At 47.0% G+C, this 25,532-nt stretch carries 17 protein-coding genes and 1 pseudogene; 9 read left to right on the forward strand and 9 right to left on the reverse strand.

Annotated elements, in window-relative coordinates:
* The 5 genes from BGO59_RS31695 to BGO59_RS31715 form a co-directional block, all read right to left on the reverse strand.
* Positions 1 to 877, reverse strand: an 877-nt coding sequence (locus tag BGO59_RS31695; RefSeq protein WP_293690974.1) for a PQQ-binding-like beta-propeller repeat protein, incomplete at its 3' end; no start/stop codon positions are given.
* A 251-nt stretch (positions 878 to 1,128) separates the two neighbouring features.
* The gene (locus BGO59_RS31700) at positions 1,129 to 1,752 is read right to left on the reverse strand and encodes a response regulator transcription factor (RefSeq protein ID WP_293690976.1); all 624 of its coding nucleotides are present in this window, start codon (positions 1,750 to 1,752) and stop codon (positions 1,129 to 1,131) included.
* 88 nt (positions 1,753 to 1,840) lie between these two features.
* Entirely contained in the window at positions 1,841 to 2,845 is a 1,005-nt protein-coding gene (locus BGO59_RS31705) for a histidine kinase (protein ID WP_293690978.1), read from the reverse strand.
* 83 nt (positions 2,846 to 2,928) lie between these two features.
* Positions 2,929 to 3,558 carry a hypothetical protein gene (locus tag BGO59_RS31710; protein WP_293690980.1) on the reverse strand — a complete coding sequence of 210 codons (630 nt, stop codon included), beginning with the start codon at positions 3,556 to 3,558 and terminating at the stop codon, positions 2,929 to 2,931.
* 99 nt (positions 3,559 to 3,657) lie between these two features.
* Positions 3,658 to 4,071, reverse strand: a complete 414-nt coding sequence (locus BGO59_RS31715; RefSeq protein ID WP_293690982.1) for a hypothetical protein — start codon at positions 4,069 to 4,071, stop codon at positions 3,658 to 3,660.
* Positions 4,072 to 4,138: 67 nt separating this feature from the next.
* Between BGO59_RS31715 and BGO59_RS31720 the strand changes: the two genes are divergently transcribed.
* A complete protein-coding gene (locus tag BGO59_RS31720; RefSeq protein ID WP_293690984.1) occupies positions 4,139 to 5,665 on the forward strand; it encodes a hypothetical protein in 1,527 nt (508 codons plus the stop codon).
* An 803-nt stretch (positions 5,666 to 6,468) separates the two neighbouring features.
* Here the strand turns inward: BGO59_RS31720 and BGO59_RS31725 are convergent.
* Both BGO59_RS31725 and BGO59_RS31730 read right to left on the reverse strand, forming a co-directional pair.
* Entirely contained in the window at positions 6,469 to 6,639 is a 171-nt protein-coding gene (locus tag BGO59_RS31725; RefSeq protein ID WP_293690985.1) for a hypothetical protein, read from the reverse strand.
* 314 nt (positions 6,640 to 6,953) lie between these two features.
* Positions 6,954 to 9,779, reverse strand: a complete 2,826-nt coding sequence (locus tag BGO59_RS31730) for a TonB-dependent receptor (protein WP_293690986.1) — start codon at positions 9,777 to 9,779, stop codon at positions 6,954 to 6,956.
* Positions 9,780 to 10,185: 406 nt separating this feature from the next.
* On the opposite strand from BGO59_RS31730, the gene BGO59_RS31735 reads away from it, so the two are divergent.
* Positions 10,186 to 11,646 (forward strand): glycosyltransferase family 39 protein, encoded by a 1,461-nt coding sequence (locus BGO59_RS31735; RefSeq protein WP_293690988.1) that lies wholly within the window; start codon positions 10,186 to 10,188, stop codon positions 11,644 to 11,646.
* Between the two features lie 39 nt (positions 11,647 to 11,685).
* Positions 11,686 to 12,369, forward strand: coding sequence for a glycosyltransferase family 2 protein (locus BGO59_RS31740; RefSeq protein WP_293690990.1), 684 nt, complete (start codon positions 11,686 to 11,688; stop codon positions 12,367 to 12,369).
* 75 nt (positions 12,370 to 12,444) lie between these two features.
* On the opposite strand, the gene BGO59_RS31745 is transcribed toward BGO59_RS31740, so the two are convergent.
* Both BGO59_RS31745 and BGO59_RS31750 read right to left on the reverse strand, forming a co-directional pair.
* Positions 12,445 to 13,368 (reverse strand): RluA family pseudouridine synthase, encoded by a 924-nt coding sequence (locus tag BGO59_RS31745; RefSeq protein ID WP_293690991.1) that lies wholly within the window; start codon positions 13,366 to 13,368, stop codon positions 12,445 to 12,447.
* A 414-nt stretch (positions 13,369 to 13,782) separates the two neighbouring features.
* Positions 13,783 to 14,553, reverse strand: coding sequence for a LytTR family DNA-binding domain-containing protein (locus tag BGO59_RS31750; RefSeq protein ID WP_293690993.1), 771 nt, complete (start codon positions 14,551 to 14,553; stop codon positions 13,783 to 13,785).
* Between the two features lie 1,549 nt (positions 14,554 to 16,102).
* Here BGO59_RS31750 and BGO59_RS31755 point away from each other — a divergent pair.
* The 6 genes and pseudogenes from BGO59_RS31755 to BGO59_RS31780 all read left to right on the forward strand — a co-directional run.
* Positions 16,103 to 17,092, forward strand: a complete 990-nt coding sequence (locus BGO59_RS31755; RefSeq protein WP_293690995.1) for a LytTR family transcriptional regulator DNA-binding domain-containing protein — start codon at positions 16,103 to 16,105, stop codon at positions 17,090 to 17,092.
* A 2,164-nt stretch (positions 17,093 to 19,256) separates the two neighbouring features.
* Positions 19,257 to 19,973 carry a hypothetical protein gene (locus tag BGO59_RS31760; protein ID WP_293690997.1) on the forward strand — a complete coding sequence of 239 codons (717 nt, stop codon included), beginning with the start codon at positions 19,257 to 19,259 and terminating at the stop codon, positions 19,971 to 19,973.
* A gap of 233 nt (positions 19,974 to 20,206) precedes the next feature.
* The gene (locus BGO59_RS31765; RefSeq protein WP_293690999.1) at positions 20,207 to 21,067 is read left to right on the forward strand and encodes a hypothetical protein; all 861 of its coding nucleotides are present in this window, start codon (positions 20,207 to 20,209) and stop codon (positions 21,065 to 21,067) included.
* A 126-nt stretch (positions 21,068 to 21,193) separates the two neighbouring features.
* Positions 21,194 to 22,567, forward strand: coding sequence for a hypothetical protein (locus BGO59_RS31770; RefSeq protein WP_293691000.1), 1,374 nt, complete (start codon positions 21,194 to 21,196; stop codon positions 22,565 to 22,567).
* A 152-nt stretch (positions 22,568 to 22,719) separates the two neighbouring features.
* Positions 22,720 to 24,336 (forward strand): hypothetical protein, encoded by a 1,617-nt coding sequence (locus tag BGO59_RS31775; RefSeq protein WP_293691002.1) that lies wholly within the window; start codon positions 22,720 to 22,722, stop codon positions 24,334 to 24,336.
* A gap of 57 nt (positions 24,337 to 24,393) precedes the next feature.
* Positions 24,394 to 25,532 (forward strand): annotated as a pseudogene (locus BGO59_RS31780) (Ig-like domain-containing protein); the annotation flags it as partial.

Consider the following 25,532-nt stretch of genomic DNA (forward strand, 5'->3'; position numbering starts at 1 on the left):
CAATATCGGGCTGATGCCATTTCAGCGCACCCGTTGCGGCATCCAGGGCATGAAGCCCCGACATTCTACCTGAACTACCACGAATGGTGGCATAAACAATCCCACCGACCACCGTTGGCGAAGCCTGCCAGGGATATACATCATCATGCTGATACGCCCATTTTCGGGAACCCGTTGCGGCATCGAGGGCGTATAAGTGATGTTCGCCCCCATAATACAGCAGCCCATTAACCACCATCGGCGCAGCAAAGGGCTGAAGTAGGTTAATGGATGACGGATTAGACTCCCACTTTTTTGTTCCCGTTTCGGCATCCAGAGCGTAAAGCTTTTTGTCCCAACTGGCAAAATAAACTACATCATTCACAACAGTCGGTGTTCCATTCACAGCATCGCCCGTAGTGAACTGCCATTTTTTTGCTCCAGTCAGCGCATCGATGGCGTACAGGTTGCCATCTACACTGCCGATATAGACCGTACCGTTGTTGACGGGCTTCGCTACTAATACACTCGCCGTATACGCCTGCGTGCTACCATCCTCCGCTGTAACGGTGTATGTAACAGTTTTCGAGAAATCCTGGGCTATACCCGAGGCTGGCGAAACCGTGGCTTTGTCGGAGAGCGTAATAGTTGGGACCAATTTCGTTACGTCCGTTCCCGAGGTAACAGTGGCGGAAATGGTTTTAGCCGTCGCGTCAATGGTAGCCGTTAAGGCTGGGTTCAATCCGTTGAAAGCGAAGGCTGTAATGGCTTTAGCCGAGCTTTTGGTTGTGCCACTACCGGGCGTGGGTGTAGGTGTAGTCTCTTCTTTTTTGCAGGAAACAACCCACAATAGCAATAGACAAAACAGCGTGGAAAGAAGCGGAAATGAGGGTTTCATGGCTTGTGCAGAGTTGAAACTGGATAGATGAAACCTGTAGCTTATATGCTGGCAGACGACCTTATCTAGTTGACTGGCTCAAAGTTGGGGTATTTGGGCACGCTCGTCAATCGCATGATATGGCGATGCCGGAAAGAGGAAATCCTCTTGGTGTTCAATTGTTTACAACTCGCTAAAAGTACTGAACAAATACAGCCTGTCGCCATCTGAAGATCGCGCCAGGCTGTAAGTAAGCATGAATGAGGAAAGCCTTACCGAGTCAGGTATTTAGCCACCGCTTCGGTAACGGAATGCACGTGAAGTTTTTCGTAAATACGTCGGATGTGTGTTCGGACGGTATCGATACTAATAGCCGCTTCGGCCGCTACCATTTTGTAGCTGTTACCAGCCGCCAGCAGTGCCAGAACGGTTGCTTCGCGGGGTGTAAGCTGATCTAGTTCATGAGGAGCGGTGGAACGATGCAGGGATTTCATTACACGGCGGGCAATTCCTGGCGACATCGGGGCACCCCCTTCATACACTTCCTGAATAGCCTCCAGAATACGTACAGGGGGTGTTTTTTTCAGTAGATAGCCCGTTGCTCCCGCCCGAATGGCCTCAAAAACGCGGTCGCTATCGTCAAATACGGTTAGTATAAGTACATCGGTATCTGGGAATTGCCGATGTAGCTTTAATGTGGCTTCAATGCCCGAAATTTCGGGAAGGTCAATATCCATCAGCACCACATCAGGGCGATGGGCCACCATCTGTTGTTCCAGATTGAGGCAATCGCCATAAGCACCCGTTAGTTCAAAATTGTCGGTGGTTTGGACCAACAGCGAGAGGGCATCACGCAACGGCTGGTTGTCTTCATATATACTGATGCGGATGGCCATAAGCAGCGGGAAGAGAAGGTGTTAATCCGTAAAAGTAATGGGTTTGAAGGTTCCGTAAAATCCCATATCTATGCGATGGGCCAAACGTTCATTCCAGTAAAATTTGTAGCGTCAATGTACTTCCCAGCCCTGGTACAGATTGAATCGTAAGGGTTCCACCCAGTTTTTCGGCCCGGGCGTGCATATTTTTGATACCATTGCCGCCCAGCAAATTTCGGCCAACGATTTGCCGGGTATTAAATCCAGCGCCATCGTCCTGAATAGTCAGTATCAGCGTCTGTCCATGCCGTTGTAGCCGTACCCAAACCTGGCTGGCTGAGGCATACTTCGCAATGTTGGTAAGGGCTTCTTTATAAATCAGGAAAAAGTCGCGCCGGTGCTCAAGCGGTAGATGAGCCTGTTTCACCGCTTCGTCGATGTCTTGATGCAACGTAATATCCTGAGTCCCCAGCAGATCGGTAGCGACATCGCGCATTCGCACAATAATCTGGGCCATCGAATCATTTTCGGGGTTGATGGCCCAGACAATATCACTCATGGACTCCATCACCTGCCGGGCCGTTTCACCAATTTTATCAACTAATAACCGAGCATGTTGCGGGTCTTTCTGTGCCACATTCAGTACGGTCTGGCTCAACATACTAATCGAGCCGAGGTAGCTGCCCATGTCGTCGTGCAGATCGCGGGCGATGTTCTCGCGCACACTCAGCATACGTACCTGCTGATGCAGTCGATACAGATAACTGAAGTATATGGCAGTGCCCAGTATGACAAATGCAGCGAAATAAATAAACGGTAGAAACCACCATCTTTGCCAGAGTAGGGGCTCAATTTCTATTTGTATGTGTTTGACTTTCAGTAAGTTGTTTTTGGTGTAAACCAATAGATGGTACGTTCCGCCAGGCAATTGGTAGTACTTTGCGTTAATAGCCTGTCGATAGGTTGTCCAGGCTGAATCAAGATCGGCTAATTTGTAGATATACTGGGTTGTATCGGCTTTAGTGGAGTGGGTTAGGTTAATGACCAACTCATTTGATGGTCCGGGCGAAAATGTAGTATCCTTGACAAGGGCACCATTAATAGTTACTATCAATGACTGAGCCCTTACTGTTCCTAATCTGAACAAACTTAGAAAACTCAAACAAACAGTAACATATCGGATGCTGTCCATATATGTTAACGGGTTTCCGTTAAATTAGTCAAAATGGGTTCATTCGGCAATTTGGGTTTAGCTATCCATAAGCCATAACTGACGAATGAATAGGAAATCAGGCTAATCATTGGCCCGATACCAAACCACACAAAATAACTAATCGTATTTTTTTCGGCCAGCAACGAAGGATGGTCAAAATCTGAGGCAAAAATCAGGTGGATAAATGAAAATAAAGCATTGATACCGATGGCGAGCCCGATCCAGAAGGCCGAATAATCCGTACTGCCTGCTTTGCTAAACCGATACAGAAAATAATAGGCCATGATAACAATGATGGCTTTTTCGACCGGGTAAATATTCACCGGGAAGTTGGTACGAATGTTTTCCAGCCATATCATATCAACCCCAACAAAAATGCAATAGGCGAGTATGATCCATTGGACTATTTTCCAAAAAACGGTCACCGATACCATCGCATCGTACACCCTGTAAACCAGGTAGATATACAATGGTGAGGCCAGGTAAAATATAAAAATATTTTTAATCAGAAAGGCAGTCGTGTACGTAATAAACGTAAACCCAAAATTGAAGATTATGTACCAGGCAACTCTCCGCCGGATCGTGTCGTGTACAGCCCAGCGGAGAATGACCAAAACCAATGGTAACAAAATATACCAAGACGATATAATCTGTAGCCACTTTAACAGATGATTAGCTATCATACGAATTACTCTACGTATTTATTTTCTCAATCAGCCCGTAATTCCCGTATGCGGGGGGTCGGTTGGATCACCACTATCGCTGGTGGTAACGCAATAGGTTCCTGCATTACTATTGACGATCCTATCCTGCGAATCAACTGCTGTAATGACCAATTGAATCTCCAGTCCCCGATTGACAGAATTGTTATGACCCAGCGCAAAATTAATCCAGACTCCACCCTCATCTTCGCTAATGCGGTTTAGTAGGTCGGTTAATGTAGCCTTCTTTATAAAATACCCTTTGTTACGCAGCGTATCGCCAGAATCTGGCACTTGTTGATATCGTCTGCCTACTTTCTTATATAATGGAGTATCTAATAAGGTTGTCTGGAAATCTTTTAACAAGTGTGCTTTAAGACTTCCAGTAATCACTGCAACATCCTGGATTTCGATGGGGGTTGGCATGGTTTTTACAAGTTTATAATATCTTGTCGGCAAATAAACATTTTTCGGATAAATAACCACACTGGCTATGAATAAAATAATGATTGTCATTAAGTTCGATGACGGGGTAGTAATTCCGGATGGGGTTGATACCAATTACCCAAACATATTTCTGGGAGATGATTTTTATGAGGCCCAAAGACTGTACGAACAATTGCCTACTGGGTCTGTATCAGACCTTACCACATTCGTGTGGTATTATAAAAATATATTTACCGCTTTCTTCGCAACGCGCCAACTACCCTTACCTGCCTTAGTTTGCCTTTACTGCCTGGCCGATAAGCTGGCCTATCTGACTAATAGCCCTTTAGATGCCCCAAACTTTTTAACCTACTTTGCATTTGAGTATGAGCTAAAACGAGAAACGTTTCGGGATGATTTAGATGATTTGGCAGCACTGGTCATGCAAAACCCTATAGCACACTGGTGGTACGAAAACCCATTGACTTTATGTGCCGACGTACATAGCGAAGTAACCGATAGGTGCCTCAATTCCAATGATTATTACAATCAATTAGGGTTTCAATCATTTCCATATCGGGGTGAGGGGGTAACTATTATCGATTCAGAAGATTATGGCAGCACCCCTCAGCACACTTATTTACCATCGCTGACGGTTAAGTTATTGAATGAACAGACTGACGCCACTACTATCTCAAATGATCACTTCTATAAAACTCTTGGCGTTCTTTTTGCCGTTTCTCCAACTCACCGACAAACGAGCCAACCTGAACTTCACGGAATTGTTCCCCAAGCTAGTTTAGGCATACTGGCATTCCCATACGCACGTACAGTTAATGTCGTTATAGCTGAATTTTTAGACAAATTTTGGGCTAATTTCACCACAAGGACGGTGATACCAGCCACCTTGAAAGCCGGTCAACAGCGAATCAGCGTCCTATTGTTTGAGCGGCAGGCAACCCTGCAAATCGAACATGGTAATGATGATAGCTATTTTTCGTTTCCCCTGGAGGTCTTTCCTGATATGCGAAAAGCGATGATTGCGTGTTGGGAAAAAGGGATCATTGTTATTCAGCCTGCCGGCCAACAAGGCAATGCTAGTAGTATTCCGAACTTAGATACTGCGCTTCGGCGTCTTAAAAGAGCATCTAGGCATTCTGCAACCTATACAGACTTCAGTAAACCCTTTTTACCGCATTCTGATTATACAGGCAGTGCTTCCATTATGGTTGGTGCGCTGGACAAAACCAGTCATATCAAAGCCCAGGCAAACTATGGAACAATAATCGATGTCTACCTTTGGGGCGAATGCATTGAGTCGTTAGGTTCAGATGGCCACTTTTTACCCTATGATTTCACCTCCGCTGCCTCAGCAATTGCGGCTGGTATTGTTGGAGCATTGCAAAGTGCGGCCATGGCTAGCAACAAGGTATTGACTACCCCTCAAATCAAGTCCGTGTTCAACAAAACATTTCGGGGAGGGCGTACTGCTGGGTATCAGGGTGTTCCTTTCAACTCAACGTCAGTTCCTCTTCAGGAGCTATGGGAGCAATGTGCCCAGCAATTAGGTAGTATATCGCCGTCATCACACTAATCTGTTACATTAACCACCTTTGCTTACGGCTAAAAGTCCATCATTTACCCCATAAATACCGCTACCGGCGGAACGCTCGTTAAGAATGCTAGATTAAAGTGGTACGTTAGACCTACACAGTTATCCGTATGTTCTTCCGGTTGGCGCTCTTCCTGACTTTTTGCTGCTGGCTCTCCTGTATTGGGGTTGCCCAGTAGGTAGAAACGGTGCGGGTGAAAACCAGGCCGGGGCCTTACCTGTGCTTCGATCAGTTTACGGTCAATAACGAAGCCTTCAAACTGGCCTACGAAAAGAGTATGCAGTTGCAGGATAGCCAGGGTTACTGATGGTTTTTAAGTGATCCTAATCCTACCCAGCAACTCATTCGCTACGACGGTACCTATTACAATCGTTTGGCTCAGAAGAGTGGCTGGATATTAAAGAAAATGAGAATCACGAACTATGGAGCTTTAATAAAAAAGGTCTGTGCCGATTCGATCCAATCACCGAAACGTTTCACTACGTCAAAACGCCCTGGTCGAACAACCTGGGAGGACAGGTGTGGGTAATGGGAAAAAACGGGAAGAACTGGTTCACGTACCATGATTCTTCTTTTGTAAAGCGTCCGACCAAACCTTTTATTGACTAAAAAACGATGCTACCATTTTAAGGTACTTTACAAAAACAGGTGGTTCACTAGTTGAGGATATAGGATTTATGTAGTGCCAATGGGCTAATGGGTCATTACTCTACATGATGAAACTTGAAGCCAAGGTTTAGGCAAATTTTATGGTATAGTCTTTGCCTAACCAATATTTAAATCATCAATGGTCGATAAATTCACGATCACAAGTGAGCGACAAAATCCGTTCCTTACCGAACAAGTCGACAAACTGGGTTAACAAATCAATGCGTTCCTGGGCGTTAGAATTTCCCTGCTCCAGCGGCCCGGTTTTTATCCAGCCTATCAAACAGAATCGGTAGGCCAACTCCATGACTACAGACCGTCAGGGTAAGGATGTTGATGTTTTGGCTACCAAATTTTCAGTTGGTTCGATCAATACTGATACGACACTTTTTAGCTGCTACAAAGCTCATCAGTATGCTAGCGATCAGCCGATAATCCAGTTCATAGTGGGCAAAGAAAGCCGAACGCGGCCATTTACCCTATAAAAAAAGAAACTCCCCCCGCAACGCAGGAGGAGTTTTCTCAACCTAATCTAATCTGATGAAGTGTAATTGTCGTTGAGTAGTGCCAGACCCACAAAGGTTGTCAATGCCTTTCGGGTATGTGGTTCTTCAAAAAATCTTAGGAGCGAGGACGGCCTCCACGTCCGCTAGTGCCGCTCCGGCTTCCACCATTACCTGATGGCGACGACTGCTGTTGCCCATCACTATTATCGTTTCCACCTTCATTGCCTTTCAGGTCGTCGTTTTCAATTGATTTCCGCCGTTTCTGTGGTTGGTCGAAGCTCATTTTGCCAAGTTTATAGCTAAATGTCATACGAACACCGGCGTTGTAGAAGCTCGTCTGCGAACTCTGCGTCAGAATTGGCGATGCCAGTTCGGCACGCTGGATAAACGGATGGTTGAAGATGTTTTCGGCGGCCAATCCTAAGCTGGCCTTCTTATTATTGAATTCTTTCCGCAGTCCCAGACTGTAGAAGTACATGCTGCTCTGATAACCCTGCAACTGAACCTGTTTGCCTCGTCCACCACCAAAGAGCTGGAAGCCCCAGCCATTGGCCAGCGAAATGCTGCTCATGATCCGGCCACCGATTACCCAACCTGCGTTCGAAGCCGAATAAATTGGGTTGGCGTTGTTGTTCGTCAGATTGACATGGTACAGATCGATGCCACCACCCAATTGCAGCTTTTTAAACAGCATCCCGTTACCAAACAGGTTCAGGCCAGCCGCATCTTCGTGCCCAACGTTCTGATAGCTGGTACGAATTACCTGTTGCAGTACAGGGTTCGTTGGGTCACCAATCGATTGCTGCGATACATCCCGAACGGCCGTGATTTCGTTGTTGGTCCGGCGGGCAAAGAGCGACGCATTCAGGTATAAGCCTTTAATGTTGGCGCTGGTGCTGAATTCTATATTGTCGGTCAACTCCGGTGAAAGGTAGGGGTTACCAATCGTGATGTTGGTCGGGTTAGCCGCGTTGATGTTTGGGTTCAGAAATTGAATACCAGGACGTTGAATCCGGCGGTTATAGGCAAGTTTGATGATTTTGCCCCCTTTCAGGCTTTTCGAAATATTAATGCTCGGTACAATGTTGCCATAGTTCGGGATGGTGGCTGCCGGAGTTACCGTTTCGTTGCTGAACCGGGCGTTGATGAATGTGTACTCATACCGGGCCCCCGCCTTGATGGTAAATTTGCTCTTGGTCGTCAGGGTATACGACAGATAGGTAGCCGCTATGTTCTGATTGTAGAACAGAGCATTAGCCGGGCGCGACGTGTCGAGTTGATAACCACCCGATTCGCCCGTAGCGAAATAGTACTGATAGTCGCTGTTGGCCTGCCGGAAAATACCTTTACCGCCGAATTCGATCAATTGATTGGTTTTGATCGGCGTCTGGTAGTCGACCTGGAGCGTCGATTCCTGGTTGTAGCTGGTGTTGTCATTCTTTTGACGGCCCGTAACCGTATGGAAATCGGTACCACCAAGCAAGTCGGCTACGAAATCGTTGGTCCGGTTGTTCCGGCTGTAAAGCGCCAGCATACTGAATTCCTGCTGAGGCTTATACGTTTTGGTATAGGTAACGTTGGCATCGACTGTACCCGACAGATCGGTTGTTTTTACATTCCGGTTCGTGACGATGGGGAAATAACTGCTCGGCGCCGTTGTTTGCGTCAGCAGGTTGGTTTGGTTAGTAATACCATTACGGGCACCGTATCGAATGCTGGCCGTAAGCGATGTATTCTTGTCGATGTCGTAATCCCAGCCCAACTGAAAGTTGCCGTTCAGACGCTGATTCAGCGTATTGGCACTCTGGAGTGTCCGGGTAGGTGCTGAGTAGGTGTTGGTTGCCGGATCGTAAGAGCGGGTCGTCTGGTCGTTCAGGAACGATCCTTTGATGTTGTATTCTGCCCGGCCGAAACCTCCCAGCGAGAAGCCCATTTTGCCGGTCCGGTAATTGCCGTGTAATCCCAGCATACTGCCCCGGTTGCCAGCGCCACCGTTCGCATCCAGGGTCATACCTTGTAGGGTGTTCTTCTTTGTAACGATATTGATAATACCTGCTGATCCTTCCGCGTCATATTTGGCAGATGGCGAGGTAATTACTTCAACGGTCTTGATCTGATCGGCCGGGATTTGCTTCAACGCATCGGCTACACTGCTGGCAACAATGGTGCTGGGTTTGTTGTTGATCAGCACCCGTACGTTGCTGCTCCCGCGCAACTGGACATTCCCATCCAGATCGACCGACAGCATCGGTACTTTACGCATAATGTCGGTTGCATCGCCACCTTTGGCAGCCAGGTCTTTATCCGCGTTATACACCAGCCGGTCTACTTTCTCTTCAACCATCGCTGCCTGACCAACGACGTTTACTTCAGCCAGCGTTTTGACATCGGCCGAAAGTTTAATGGTACCTACATTAACGGTGCCGCCTTTGGCAATGGTCAGTATAGCACTGCGTTTGTCTTTATACCCAATGAAGGAGTAGAGCAGCCGGTATTTGCCGGGAGCTATCCGGTTCAGTGTAAACTGCCCTTTGGCATCGGCCGTTGTTCCGTCGATGGGTTTATTGGTCGATGTACTGAGCAACGCAACCGTAGCAAATTCAACGGGTTGATTGGTAGTCGAGTCCATCAGAACACCCGTAATTTTTCCGTTACCCCGGGCAATGGGGTCAGCTTCCGAAGGAGTAGCGCCGGGTTGAGGAGGAATTCCTTCGGGCGAGATGGTTGACGGTGCTGAATCGGGGGGGGCTGTAAAACTGTCGGGAGTTGTTGATTTGGGCGTTGCTCCAAATGGATCGGGGGGCGTGGCCGCAGGAACAGTTAAGTTGCTGGGCTGCGTGCTTTGTGGCGTTGTAGGGTTGGTGCTTCCCGGTACGGTTGTCACCTGCCCAAACGCAGTTGTTGCACTAGCAATAAGTATAGAAAAAATCAGCGTTTTCATAACGGTTAAAATTGACGCGTCAAATGTCCAATGAATGAATTGTCCTGAGAAATCAAATTAGCGGAATGCCCGTTTTTGGCTGTCGAAGAGGATAAATAGCCGGGCGAAGAATATGAATGCACCTGCATCTGTCAAAACTCATTTTCTCTTAAAACGTTTGGAAAACAGTTCATAAGCTATTTCGAGATTCGAGCTTTGATAGCCTGATGATACCCGACAAGCACCTTTGGGCGTGAACGGATTTGGCTCTAACTGCGATTTGTAGGATTTGATTTTTCAGGAAGTCGATGCGTCAGGAAATGAGCGAACGGTCGACAAAAAGGCAATCGATACGGTGATGGCTTGGTCCTAAACCAGTACATTTGTCGGTAAAGTAGTAACTTGCTTAACGCGCTATCAACGTTTTATGACGCGGCTTCTATTGGTTTTAGCCTTTTTCTGCCCTATTTTTTACCTGTTTACGTATAATTCCGGTTACGGCTACGATGCTTATGAGTACCTGGTGATTGCGCGTTCGCTCAGCGAAGGGTATCAATTGTACGACTTTATTCCATCAAAATCGTATCTGCTGTATTCGTCTACGAGTGTACTGCTGAATCTATTGGGAGGTTATAACCACGTTACCGTTTCTGCACTCATTACGCTACTGGCAATAGGTGTATTGATTTCGGCCTGGCGAGCCGGTCGCTTGTTTGGTGAACGAGCTGCTTTACTGACCGTAGTGCTGACCGCAATTGGCTGCTTTTTCATGGAAATGAATTTCCTGGAGCCCGAAAGCTGGGTGGCTATCTGTGGACTGAATGCCTTTACGGTGGCTGTAGGCAACAACGGCAGACCGAACTGGCGCTGGCTGGCCGCTGGCTTTTGGCTGGGAATCGGTATGTGTTTCAAAAGTGTAGCGGCTTTTTACGTAGTGGGTTTTGGCGCATATATTCTATTGCTGTGCCTGACAGGACGCATCACCTTCTGGCCGATGGTCATTCGGGGAATGCTGGTATTGCTGGGTTTTGCATTACCGTTACTACTCTCCATCCTCTACTTCTACGCAACCAATCGACTGGATGCGCATCTGGAATGGACCTATATTTATCCGTTCAGTGGCTACCCGGCCCATACCTTATTTCTGGCTAAGTTTTTTATCAAGCTGAGCTGGTTGATTCTGCTCTTGCTGCTCTCGGTTATATTGGTTGTACAACGTCCCTATCGGATCATTTATCAGAAAACTCCGGCCATCTGGCTGGTGCTGTTATTAGCCGCCTTTGCCTGTGTACCCATGCTGAAAACCCAGGCCAGTCATTACTTTTTTCAGGCGGCTGTCTTCTTTTCGCTGCACCTGGGATTTCTGGCCGATCAATGGCTGGAGTTGTACGAAGCCCGTCATCGCAACATACCCTACCGACTTATTTTTATGGGTGCTGGTGGAGTAGGGGTGCTTCTGCTCGTGAGTTTACTACTGTACCGTCCCGATGCCCTCAAACGGTTTACGTCCATCGCTGATTATGCGGGTGAAGAACAGGCGGGTGCGTTTATTCGGGAACGAGCAGGTAATGGTCATGTGTTACTCTTCGACAACGCTATGAGTTTATACTATCTGTCGGACCGGGAGCCGAATGTGCCGTTTATTTTTACCGAAATGCAGACAACCCATTACATCGAATCACATCCAGATACGTATGGGAAGGCACTGGCCGACACGAGTTTAAAACTGGTTATTTTTGGCAATCGATCCAGTCTGATCGACGATAGTACAGCCATCAATAAACCGACCAACGCATATGCTATTCGCCAATTGCAGGCTGGTTTACAACAACATTTCGTGAAGGTGAAAGACCCTCGATTTCCACTAACCTATTGGGTAAGGAAGTAAACACTGCGCAGTTGGCTTCTTTTCGATTATCTTTGTTTTATGTTGCTATCCGTTCTGATTCCTGCTTACAACGAGTTTAAAAATATAGATACACTCATTGAGAAAGTTCAGGCTGTTCCGTTAACGAAAGAAATTATCATTGTCGACGACGGCTCTACCGATGGCACCCGCGACCGGCTGAATACCTATCGTTCTGTGCCAAACATGACGATTGTTTTTCATGAACACAATCAGGGGAAAGGCGCTGCGATCCGTACGGCTATCCAGCATATGACGGGCGATATTGCTATTGTGCAGGATGCCGATCTGGAATACGAACCGCAGGATTATCTGGCACTGGTACAGCCTATTGTCGAAGGGAAAGAGCAGGTTGTGTATGGGTCACGATTCCTGAAGTCCGAAAACCGCCACTCCTACATGAGCTTTTACATCGGCGGGCAAGTGGTAACGATGCTCACGAATATCCTTTATAATCAGCGGTTAACTGACGAGCCCACCTGCTATAAAGTATTCAAGGCTGATTTTCTGCGATCAATTCCGCTCGACTGTACCCGTTTCGAGTTTTGCCCCGAAGTAACGGCCAAAGTGGCCAAACGGGGTATAAAAATCAAAGAGTTGCCGATCAGCTATTACCCTCGCTCCATTGCCGAAGGCAAGAAGATTTCCTGGTTCGATGGCATCGAAGCTATCTGGGTACTCCTCAAATACCGATTTGTGAACTAGCCTGCTTTAAACAAAAGAGGCTTTACGATGATGTCAGATGGAAGCAGCATCTGACATCATCGTAATAACAACTGCCTATTCCTGACCCCGTTCCTTTACAATACTCAGAAATGTTTTTGGAACCGGCGCATCGAAGCGCATGGCTTCGCCCGTGATGGGGTGGGTAAACGCTAATGTTTCGGCGTGTAAGCCCAGCCGCCCAATGGGGTCGGTTTGAGCACCGTATTTGGTATCACCGGCAATGGGATGTCCAATGTCGCTCATATGCACCCGTATCTGATTTTTACGACCTGTTTCCAGTTCGAGTTCAACCAGTGCGTAGCCATTGGCAGCTTTGGCCACCCGGTAGTTGGTAACCGATAGTTGCCCATTATCGGGGTTTTGACTGGAGTACACAATCAGCGCTTTACTCTCGCGGAGGTACGATGTGATGGTGCCTTCGGGCGGCTTGGGCACTCCCTCGACCAGCGCTACGTACGTCCGTTGTTTGGTAGTGGAATTCCAGGATTCCTGCATCAACTGTTGCACGTTTTCACTACGGGCAAACATCATGACTCCCGATGTTTCGCGGTCGAGCCGATGGATGATGAAGATTTTGTTTTTGGGGTTTTCTTTCTTGACGTAATCGCTCAGGATGCCATAGGCAGTACGATCCCGTTCTTTGGCCGTAGCCATCGAAAGCAGCCCCGCCTGTTTGTTAATGACGATAATATCCGGGTCTTCATACAACAGGGTTAGTCCGCGATATTGCGAAGTTTCGGGAGCCCGGTTGGCAGCCACAGTTACAACCTGTTCAGGCTGAAGGGGGTGATTAAACTGCGTATAGACTTTGCCGTCAATCAGAATCTGTTTGTTCCGAAGCAGCGACTTAATATTGTTCCGGTTTTTATGTGGCAATTTAGCGATCAGAAACGCCATCAACTCAGCTGGTTCTGATACGATTAACTGTAGATCGGCTCGTTTGCCCCCCGGCCGACGAGGTGGTTCAGTATTCTCCATCCTGCAAAGGTACGCTTTCGCGCTGAACTGTTAGTCGCTTGACTGGATGGTATTTAGAGTCAAGTGATAAAGTTGTGGATCTTCTTTGAGTAAGCATAAAACAAATGCACAGATCAATAACAGGTAATCAATTAAAACCATCGTTGTGCTTACTAATGCAACCCTGTCTTTGGGGTCTGCTTTTTTATGGAGCTGGGGGATGAAAAAACGGTAGAGGTGTCCCGGCATCGGAATAGAACTAACTATCTTCCAGATTAGACGTTACATGACTGTTGACTGTTCTGACTCCTCCTGGTAGACCGTTTCTGGAGGAGCTGTTTCAGGAAACGACCAGCATAACTCTATCCAGTATACGTTGATGCCTACAGTTTTTATTGACACCAACGTATACTGGACAGGGCTATGCTGGTAGAATCAAACAACATTTAACGAGGGAGCCTTGACCTTCGGCTGTTTTTGGCCTGGTACAAAACTTTCCATGAATGACTTTATCACAACTCTGTATTTGGCACCAATCGGTATTTTAAGCTCATTTAACAGGCTCACGTAGCGACTATCAATCCGTTTGATTTTTGACGTATTGACGATAAACGACTTATGTACGCGGATAAACCCTTTGTTTCGGAGTTCACTGGCTAATTGAGACAATCGTATATTGCTGATGACGTACGATTTTTCTAAATGTACTTTGCAATACACACCATAGCCCTCAAGGTAAATAATATCGTCAAGGGAAAAATATTCGATTTTTCGCCCGATTTTGAAAAAGTGTGATTTTTCAGTTTGTACTATATTTTGATCTGGCAGTTGAATACGATTGGACTGTCGATTTAATGCATTAAACGCCCGATTAATTGATACGATAAGTCGTTCATACGAAAAGCCCCTTTTTAAAAAGTCTACAACGCCTAATTCATAACAACTAACAGCTTCTTCAACTGTATCGGAAATGACAATAATACAGACCTGTAAATTCGACATTGTTCTGATTAAATCTAAACCAGAGATATCGGATAGGGGCAGACTTACGAAAATGATATCATAGGGGAATTTGGTGAAATTTAATAGCCCGTCGATTCCCGACAGACTGACATGACAGTGGGCAAACAACTGTGACTTCTTAAGCAGACCCGCCAATTGTTCGGCATAAACAGGGTCTTTTTCAATTAATAGGCTTGTGTACATGGTGGAGGGTATCAGAAAGAAGGTTGATGTAAAGGGATTCAGTTAATTTGGGTTCGTTCAATGTCAACTCAAATGGATTCTTGTCTTGATAGCTTCGGTAAATCGTGTGTTTTATACACATTTGAAGCAGGTAATGAATATGTCATTGGATGTGAATACTTGCTGAGCAGGTAGCGCAGATATGACTAGTTACGTAAGTAGTGCCTACGTAAAAACGCTTCCCCATTGGCAAATGGAAATGCCGGGCTCAATACAGTAATTAACAGGTATGCATAAAGAAGCTAGTGCACGCATAGACACCTTGTGGTGATTGGTTTACCAGCGTACGAATCATGGCTTTGGCATACGGCTAAAGCCATGATTTGCTCAATAACCAGAAACGATATCTGGTTTTACAGGTACTGAACAGGCTTAAAAAAAGAGTCGTTAATGTGCCTTTGAACCAATTGCTATGAATTGGTTCAAAGACCGTACTACAAATGATAGGCTCACCCTGCTTAGTCGGGTCGTTCGCAAAAAAAACAGTAGACCGTTTCTAACTGACCGATTCATGATGTGCGTATGGGTTATAGAAAAAGAGGAAGATTTATTCAAAAGTAGGCTTGACCGTTTAACCTTAGCTTTCTGCCGTAATAGGGTTCTGGAACGCCCCAAACCGCTATTTCGAGGGCTAAGTTTGGCATGTTTGGGCCATAACGCAAGGGGTTTGAGGGGCAAATTGACAAAATGGAGCATTCTGGTACGAAATGGCAAAAAAAGCATGTTTTATAAGTTAAATATTGTTGCCAAATGTAAAATACATACATTACTATTGGTTATTTTTGGGGTATTAGTAAGTAACTATATTGTTATTTTGTAGACATTATATTACCTTGGATTTATCGGAAACTGCTCTGGAAATATACGTACCAGAGGCTACGGAATGTACTCAGGATATTCACTCGTTGAACCTGCCCTATGAAGGCAGGGGGTATATAGCCTGATAAAACTACCCGCTGCCCGCTTGTTTTTTGCTCATAAGCTTTTGAAAGTACCTGCATATGAAATTTACTACATTACTTTGCACAGACAATGGAACAATTTTACTTGCCCCGTAGCTTTACGCTTAACATGGATCAACAAAATAGTGTCGTAATAGAAAGCCTCGATGGCCTGAATCGAAGGCCGTGCAGTAGTACCCATCGAGGGCTATGGCCAGGTATGTAGAGTGGGGCGAGTTCTTAACGTATAGTGACCTGGGTATGAGCGGTATACTAAGCCTACTATGACTGACATCATACGTATCCATGATTTTACACAGTAATAACCTGGCCTCTAAGGCCCAACTTCGCGGCACACTTACTCAAACGAGGTATACTATACCGATGGCTAATTTGTTAAGCCAGTTGATGCCCTTGCTTCCCTTATTTGCCCTCTTTTAGGGTCTATCTGACAGATGTGACGAACGGCTGCATTAGGCGCACATCTGTCAAGAAGATTTCAAATTCCAGTTCTCTAGTACTCTTTTTCCGTAACTCAAGTACTCTTTTTCCGTAACTCAAACCCATATATGAAGCTTTCTTCTGGAAGTGAGCCGAACCTCATTAAAAAATTTTGGTCATTTAAAATACTTCTTAACTGGACTTTCGCCTGCACCTTCTATAGTTTAGTATTTAATGGCCTTTTTCATGCCATGGCAGGCCATTTTAATATACATGATAGCAGATGGTTGCAATGGTTTATTTTAAACGTGAGTTGCACACCAATTGCCATTCTTACAGTTGGGTTTGTAGTCTTTGAGAAATGGAATACGATTTGGGCAAGACCCCTCAGAGCTGTTACAGTAGAAGATAAAAAGGCGGTGGTTATTGTTCAAATAAAAATTTTAGCAGCCCTCTATATTTTGGTCTGTTTATTGGCAGTAGGTGTAAATGTACTTTTTAATATAAAGTCGAATTGGCATATTTTTATTTACACAGCTGTTGGGTTCAGTATGCCTGGAATTGCGTTTTATTGGTTTAATTATTATTTGCTCGCAAAAAATAAGCTCATTGCATTTACTATTAAGCCTGAATTTGAGAATATAGTTGATAAAAATGAACAGGAAAAAATCAATAATTTAGAAGAAAAAAACGCATTGCCTGCGATTGAAAAAGCTGATATTATTGAATCGCCGAATAATGCTATACCTATAATTAATCCTCAACAGGAATTTATAAAGTTCATCGAATATGATCGTGAAGTACTTCAGTTATTACCCGATCAGATTTATGCGGTTCAATCACAGGGAAATTATGTATTGGTTTTCTGGCATAACAAAGGGGAAAAATTAGAGAAAACGCTTCTGCGTATCAATATAGGCCTGATCGAAGATTTGCTGATGCCTAACCCTTTATTTATGCGAACGCACCGCAGCTTTATTGTTAATCTGCAGAAGGTTCGGCATATTGAGGGAAATACCCGAAAACTGCATTTGCAAATCGCCCTGCTCGACTATAGTATATTGGTCGCCCGAACGAAAATCGATGAATTCAGACGTAGAATGGAGTCTGTTAGTTGATTGTAGGGCGGGTGGAAACCCGCGATTCTGATAGCACAGGTTTCCATGCACCTTACAATGACCATCCCTTTCCAATTGCGTTAGTGGCTGCGGCTCTTGCAGACACTTAGCCTGTCTCGTTCTCACAGGCATAAGCTGTGGGCTTTCTGTCCGCATCGGGTTTTAGCTATACCGTGCTGGGTTTGATTGCCCCTGGTCCTTAGTAGGGCATGTTTGGCATAAGCCGCTCTCCTGTATGGGGCCGGGGAAGATATACTGGAACCTACCAATCCTGCCTTACTGGGAATTGGGTGTACATGCCGGAAAACGTTTATGGCACTGTACTAAATGCCGTGTAAGGTAAGTTTTATGCTGTTTTTCTGTCATTCCGACGAAGGAGGAATCTTCGGACGAGGGAGACGATGCAGTACTTATCCGAAGATCCCTCCTTCGTCGGAATGACAGAAACGTTTATTTTCTTCCTCTAAGTTACATCTTTCGGGTAAGTAGATACGCTCAGCCGAGTTGGGTTGGGTAGGCTAGCCCTGCCCGGTGGTGTGATCCGTTTGGTCGTATGCGTCACTACTATGATCGTATGATGCTATACAGTTGGCACGGTTGGGCTTATGGGTAATTGGGTGGTAAACCATACATTTATTAGTAATACGAATTGTGAAAAAAGTAAAGCAATAACCGTGACAGTGTCAGCCAGAGAAGGTTCTGTCTGATTGCGTTCATTTATGATTTATAGGGTTTTAAATAGTATAACTGACACTAGAGGCATGTAAGTCCGTTCGTTTGTTATATTTTTTAGGTTTTAAAGGCAAGTTTTTCGTCTCTACATTATTTACTTATTCTGACGTTTTTTTGTTTATTCTATTGCGTATTTCATTTAAAAATAATTACATGAAATTACTATAAACAAACTCCCCCCTGTTCGTGGCACCTGTTTTGTATGTTTATTGAACAGAATGCGAGTGGATTATTTTCAGAAAAAGAATTCTTTTTTGAGTTACTGACCGGATTCAGAAAAGAAGACAGCCTGCAAAAGTAGTGCTTTGATAGGCAAATTTCGTTACAAATAGTTGCTCGTTTCTAACCATTTCAACGCTGTTTCTGGCCGGTAACCGATTCGTAAATCGAGCTGGCTGAAATGCGAAGACGAACAAACACCTAATCAGTTATAGCCTATGATCGATGTATACATTACTGGTTTCCCTGCAAGTGCTTATTGCTCAGATTTCTTGCCTGTTCGTAAGTGATCGACGGGGCAATCTGTATCGTTAACCTCCCGCTTTCTGCCTCTTAAGCTTTATCCTAAAACTAAAAAATCAATCATCTATTGTTTAATTAAATCGAATCTGACTATTCCTTTACTAACTAATGACCTTAACCCCGTATGATTTGTGGCCGAATAAAGATGGAGTTTGTCTTTTATTCGCCTTTGCTGGCAGGGATAAATATCCGTATGATTTGCTATTGAGAGACTTGCAAACCAGGCTCTTTTGGAAACCCCAATTGAATACAAACCGACTTGATTGTTTCATTGTGTACGTTATGCCTTGAAATGGTTATGAACCAACGATAACAAAACCACATCGCAACCTGAAAAGCTCCTCTCATAACCTAACCCAATTACTTGATACGCGTACACGAACCTATTGACGGGCGGCAGTGGCCGTCTTGTGATTGAGCGTTGCTTAACCATAAGATGTTTCGGCCAGGGCTTACCGGGCAATAGTAGGCTACAGTATGCCTGGGCCAATCCATTTCGATTCGGAAAGGGATGCCTACTCAGCCGGTAGTCAGCGTATACAACAGCCACCCTCCGGTGGACAGGGAGCTTATTGCCTATACAGTCGATCACTTCATCAACAACAAAATCGTATAACCCAATCGCTAACCCTTAAAACGTATCACACGCTTATGACAGATAGTTCCTGATTGCATGGATTGCAGCAACGTAGGACAGCCTATTTGAACGCCCTACGAGATGACTGCCCGGTTACAACGAATTGGTACGGCTACCCAGTGAAACGTATGGCCGCTGAGTATAGGCGTACCCAATTCAACCAGCATAGTGTACCTATCGCTATTCGTATATATATGTACGTTAGTCGATAGGGATATTGTAAACCATTCATTTCGACTGATTCAATGGTCTTATTACAATCAATTTCAATCAATGAAAACAACTACCTTATTTAAAGTATTTATCGCTTCTCTTGTCATCATTGCCGCCTTTTCAACAGGTTCCTATGCTCAGTTAAAAGTGGGAAGTAACCCTAACACTATCGGTTCATCGAGCAACCTTGAGGTAGAAGCCGCAAATGGCAGCAAAACTGTAATCGATAAAAACACGGGCACTGTAAATATCAATGGTGTCGTAAGCGTTGGCACAAGCTTATCATTGGCTGGGGCTGATGATTATACGTTGAAGATTGATGCCAATGGGAATGTAAAAAAAGCCCCCACTGAAACATCCATTATAAGCACTACTGGGGCAGCGCAGTTGATCGGTACCTTAGGGGCAGACCGAAACATGTATCGAAAATGTTTTACTGGCACAACGTTACCATCTGTTGTAAGTACAGGCGCCTACAGTTTTACTAATGTGGTACCAATCGGTAGCCAGAATGGTATTCCAAGAAGCAAAGTGTCCAATATTTTTGGATCTGTGGCTGAGTTAAATGTAGGCACATCACAATATCGGTATTTCCCTTTTGGATACCAGGGGCAGGGAGTAGGGACTTACTGCCAGGCATCAGTTGACGAGTTTGGTAATATATATGTTTCTTGGAGTGGGTTCACCGGATTTGGAGGAGGAATCAAGGAAATTGTTCAGGTATGCGTAGAGTATGGGGTAGCAAAAAATCAGGATACCAATAATGGTAATCCCTAAAGGATTGACACAGTATAGTTGAAATCCTACTCCTAAAATACACATAACAATGAAAAGTAATCTGAAACAAATAATAAGCCTCTGGCTCTACTATTGGCTTCTAAGCAGCGTAGTAGCCCTTGCTCAAGGCGTAAGGTTGCGATACCTTTTCCTTGAGCGCCTTTCAGTAGTAAGACGAAGAAGGTCAGTGTTTTATCGAGGCTGGACAGCCTCACTTTAATCTAATCCAAACTATGAAAAAAACTACATTTTTCAAGGGCTTATTAGCCTTTGTAGCACTCGTATTCATGTGTAACACGGGCGCTTTTGCGCAGTTGAAAGTGGGGAACAACCCAACCACTATAAATGGCGGTTCGGTACTGGAAATGGAAAGTACCGACAAGGGGATGTTGCTGCCACGAGTGGCGCTTACATCCGCTAATGTCTGGGGCCTTTCTGGAACGCCGGTAGCCGGTATGCTGGTGTACAACACAGCTAGTGCCGGGACGGGGGCGAACGTCGTGAATGCCAATACCATTTATACCTGGAATGGCACCAACTGGGAACGGCTTCAGAAAGGTTCGGATACGTACAACGGGTCCAGCAGCTTCGTGGTGGGTGAAATCAGAACATCGCGCATGGTTGTTCCTGCCAGTGTTTTCACAGGAGCTCCAGCTACTATCCTCTACATGACTGGAAAAGCCTCAAACAGTACATCCACAACGACTCGTGCAGCAGGGTTTCCAAATGCGACTAACAGTCCAACACCCATCATAATCAATGGATTACGTCTTGACTTTATACGGTCGCCTATATCTGCAACCGACGTAGCCCCCAAGCTTTATAACACCACAGTTAACCCGATATTATATACAGTATCTACTCTATCTACAACTAACGCGTATATTACTGGGGCTGGTACCACAATAGCCCCCAATGCGTACTCTTTCAATATAGATGGAGATGACAATCTATCTACGTCCAATAACGGATCTTCTGAATATGTCAATGCTATGCTGACATTCTCCAATGGGGAATGGTATAACTGCACTTGGTATGCGACTACCGATGGGCTTAATTATTACCTGTTTGTTACGGCCCAACGGCTGAACTAAGCGCCTAGGTCGGTATGGGCTTAGTGCTCGTCGTTGTCTCAAAATAGATGGTCAATGAGCGCGTATCACAGACTAAGCAGGTAGGTGCAAAGTGTTTTTAACAACTTTTAAAATTGCTTAAAAAACATGTCAATATTTCATAAACTATCAATCCAGAACAGGTGGGCATTTATGCTGATGCTGTTTTGTGGACTGATAATTCAGGATGCCTTTTCACAATCGGGCAACTTCGTACCGTCGGGGGGCGAGGCTGTGAACTATGGCACCATCAGTCTCGGTACATCTACTGCCTGGAGTACGGCCCGTACGGCTACCCCAGGCTATTTTGCGGCCTCTGGAACCGCTACCTATACCAATGCTTCCGATGCCAATAATATCAACGGCTACGTGAAGCATTACGTAAAGGCGGCTAATCAGGGTTTTACGTTTCCAGTTGGTTCGGGTACGGACCTGCGCACGCTCACCACGAGTGGTGCCATCCCAAACGGCATCAGCCTGGCGACTGCCTGGATTGTCGGCGATCCATCGGGCAACCTGGACCCAACAGCACCTAATGCCGGGGCCCATAATATTGCTTCGCTGGGCAGTGGCATCACGGCCGTTAGTTCAGTCGGGCAGTGGGACTGGATCGATAACAACGCCGGGGGCGGAGTTACGGTTACGGTAAGTATCCCCGATGTGTCGGGCTTTGCGAACAGTGCAGCGAGACTCCGGCTTGTGGGCTGGAACGGCAGTCAGTGGGTAAACCTGTCGGGGAATACGGGGGCATCGGGAGTGACCGAAAACTCAACCCTGAGCGGAACCATGATACCCGGTATTACCGCTATCGGGATTGGCTTAGGCCTCCCGGTGGGCGCGGGTACCATCGATTGTACGCAGACGAAGTTTCAGCCAGCGCCTGTGCAGGGTACACCCAGCCAAACGGTACTCGTAACCACCATCAATGTCACCAGCCCCGGCACGTTTACGCTGGCGCTAGCGGGTTCGGGCATGAGTCTGGCCAGTGGGGTGACCAGTTTGAGTGCCAGCCAGACGGGTCTGCAAACATTCTACATACCTGTCAATTACGATGGCACAACGGCCCTGACCAGCAGTACGCTAACGGCAGGCGCGGGTAGCTGCGTTGTGTCGCTGGCCCCGGCTACGGGTACCATCGACTGTTCGCAAACCCAGCTTAGCCCAGCCCCCGTTCAGGGAACGCCCGGTCAAACGGTACTGATCGTAACGGTCAATGTCACCACAGCGGGCACCTTCCCCGTAACGGTGAGCGGATCGGGCATGAGTTTATCCAATGGAGTTACATCGGTCAGTACTACCACAACGGGTACGCAGAAGCTCTACATCCTGCTCAATTACGACGGGTCTACCCTCGGAACCCTGAATTTTACCATTGGTTCGGCAGGGAGCTGCTCGGCCAATCTGACGAGCGCCCCCAAGCAGACCGTTTCGAACGTCTGGACGCTAGCTTGTGTGCCTACCGTTGGCCCCGCGCTGAAATAAGGAACGATGGTTTTTATTGACACGAGCGGATACGCCCTACGGCTTATCCGTAAACAGGGTATTCGTATGGGATACCAGCCGATACGATGTTGCCTGTCGGGTCAATACGCCACTCATCGTTCAATGAGCTAAACAATCAAAAATAGATCGATGTGAAGAAGCTATATATCATTCCATTACGGGCTATTGGGTGGTTGCTATGCTGGCTGTGTATGGGGATGACTGTCTACGCGCAAACACCCGTAGTAGACCTGACTACCCACCAGCCAAGTACGGCCCCACCATCGGGAGCGACGTTGGAGTGGCACAATGGGTTACCGATCAGTGCGGCCAATCTTATTACGGGGTCGCAGGTAACATCAGCCACGCCCGGCATCTATTATGCCGTATACAACAATGGGGGGGCGCCCGCCTGTTACAGTCAGCCCTCATCCCTTCGGGTGCTTACCAACACCTGTCCGGCCACCAGTGTCGATTTATCGACCGCAGTCGATGCCACCAGTGTGCCCGCCAGTGCCACGGTAACTTATCATAGTGGGGCTACACCATCGGCCGGTAACCAATTGTCGAGTACAACGGTAGCCACCGGAAGCACGGCAACGACCTACTATGCCGCCTACAGGACGTTCGATGCCAGCACAAGTTCGTACTGCTACAGCAATGTATCGCCGATTGTGGTGGTGCAAACCGTATGCTGTCTGGCTACGGTAGCGCCCGCGCTGAGTACTACGCAGGTCAGTAACGTATGTCCGGCAACGACCGTTAATTTGTCGAACATCGTAGCGACCAATCAGCCTGCTAGCACCACGCTGACCTGGCATTCGGGTACACCGGCAACGGCGGGCAACCAGCTAGCGAACGTGAGTTCACTACCGGCAGGCACCTACTACGCTGCCATCTACGATCCGGTCAACAACTGCTATAGTGGCACAGCGGTAACGCCCGTAACGGCTACCCTGACGAGCTGCCCCTTACCACTTCAGGCAAAAGTGTGGTTGCAGGGGGCTTTGTTTGGCGTAACGGCTGCCAATGGCATCATGCGGGATGACCTTCGGGCCGGTAACCGCCTGCCCGCCAGCAGCCCATACGCCAGCTGGAATCCCCTAACGGCCACCCAACCCATTAGTAATACAGCCGCTGTGTTTGGGGTAACGGGGAACGATGCCATTGTCGACTGGGTGTTTGTCGAACTCCGAAGCCCATCCAATTTCAGCCTTGTGGTCGACAGCCGGTCGGCGCTGGTGCAACGGGATGGCGACATTGTGGATGTCGATGGCGTAACGCCCATCCAGTTCAGTCAGACAACGGCCGGGAATTACTATGTCGCTGTCCGGCATCGCAACCACCTGGGCGTGATGACGGCCACCGCCCTTCCGCTGTCGCTAACGGGCACTGTCGTGGATTTTCGGAGTGCCTCCACGGCCACCTACCGGATCAGTACGGCCTTGACCAATCAGGCGCAGGTAAATGTCCCCCAGGGAACGGCCATGTGGGCGGGGAATGCTCTACAGGATAAAACGGTGATTTACCAGGGCACCAACAACGACGTATCCTCGATATCCTTACAGGTAAAGGGACCGGCCAATATTACGGGTTCACCCACGTATGTCCTGAATGGCTACAACACGGGGGATGTGAACCTGGATGGGAAAACGATTTTCCAGGGGACGGGCGCTGATGTGAACTTCATTTATCTGAATGTAACCAGCAATCACCCCGGCAATATCTCGGGAACCAACATCTTCATAATACGTGAACAACTCCCATAACTGGTTGGCTGGGGCTCCTTGTCAGGGGCTCCACCAACTAACTATCTGCTAAAAGACATGAACGAATTCTCTAGACTGAAACGGTATCTTAGCTGGATAATGGGAGCGGTGGCATTCCTCACTATAAAGGGAGTGCAGGCTCAAACATCGTCTAATACCGTTAAATATGAGGTGACCTACAATGTGGCCACTCAGACGTACACGGCCTGGGCTGTACCCGATTATTCGACCCCAAACAGTAACAATACAGGATCGAGTGAATTGGTTTCGACGGCCCAGTTTACCCTAAAAGTGCCCATTGGCTTTACCATTCAGAACATTACCAATGCCAGTGGCACGCAATCATGGGACAATGCACCGGTAAAATATGGGCAGGGTTTACCACTACCCTTAACGGGCGGTGGTTCGATTACGCAGGATTATGGCGCGGGTGTACTAGACCCCAACTATGCGTATTACGTAATTGGTAAATCGCCAACCGAATCGAATTTGGGCTCATTTGTGGCGGGTACTCCGGTGGCTTTATTTACCTTCCAGGGTAATGGCTGCTTTGGCCCCATTATGCCCATGGCACCCGGCGATGCCTTTATTCAGGCGGCTCTGGATACGTATGGATTCAATGTGCCGAATAGTTTTTACTCGAAGTCGGGACAACCGGGGGGATCTGGGAGCCAGATACCACTGGAGCAGTACGTTGGTAACACGCCCAATGCATCTGCTAGTTGTTCGGTTCCCCCAACGGTAGGCATCACCTCCCCAGCGACGAACGGCACGGCTACCACCAGTCCAACGGTATCGGGCACCGCCACACCCGGCAGTGTAGTAACGCTGACCGGACCCGGTAATCAAACCCTGTGTACCACGACAGCTTCCGCTTCGGGTACCTATAGTTGTCCGGTAAGTGTACCGGCAGGCCCCAACAGCATCACAGCCGTAGCTTGTAACGCGGGTGGTTGTTCAACCCCAGCGGTAAGCAACTTCACGGCGGTGGGCCCGCCCAGCTTGACGGTGGTTCAGCCCCCGGTGGGCGGTACGACCCAGCCTATTACGGGTACGGCGACGCCAGGTAGTACGGTAGCTATTACGGGTCCGGGTAACACCACTCTGTGTACCACGACGGCCAGTGTATCCGGCACCTTCAGTTGTCCAGTGAGTGTGACGACGGGGGTAACGCCGGTGACGGTAACGGCCTCGGG

The organism is Spirosoma sp. 48-14 (assembly GCF_001898575.1).
Taxonomy (GTDB): domain Bacteria; phylum Bacteroidota; class Bacteroidia; order Cytophagales; family Spirosomataceae; genus Spirosoma.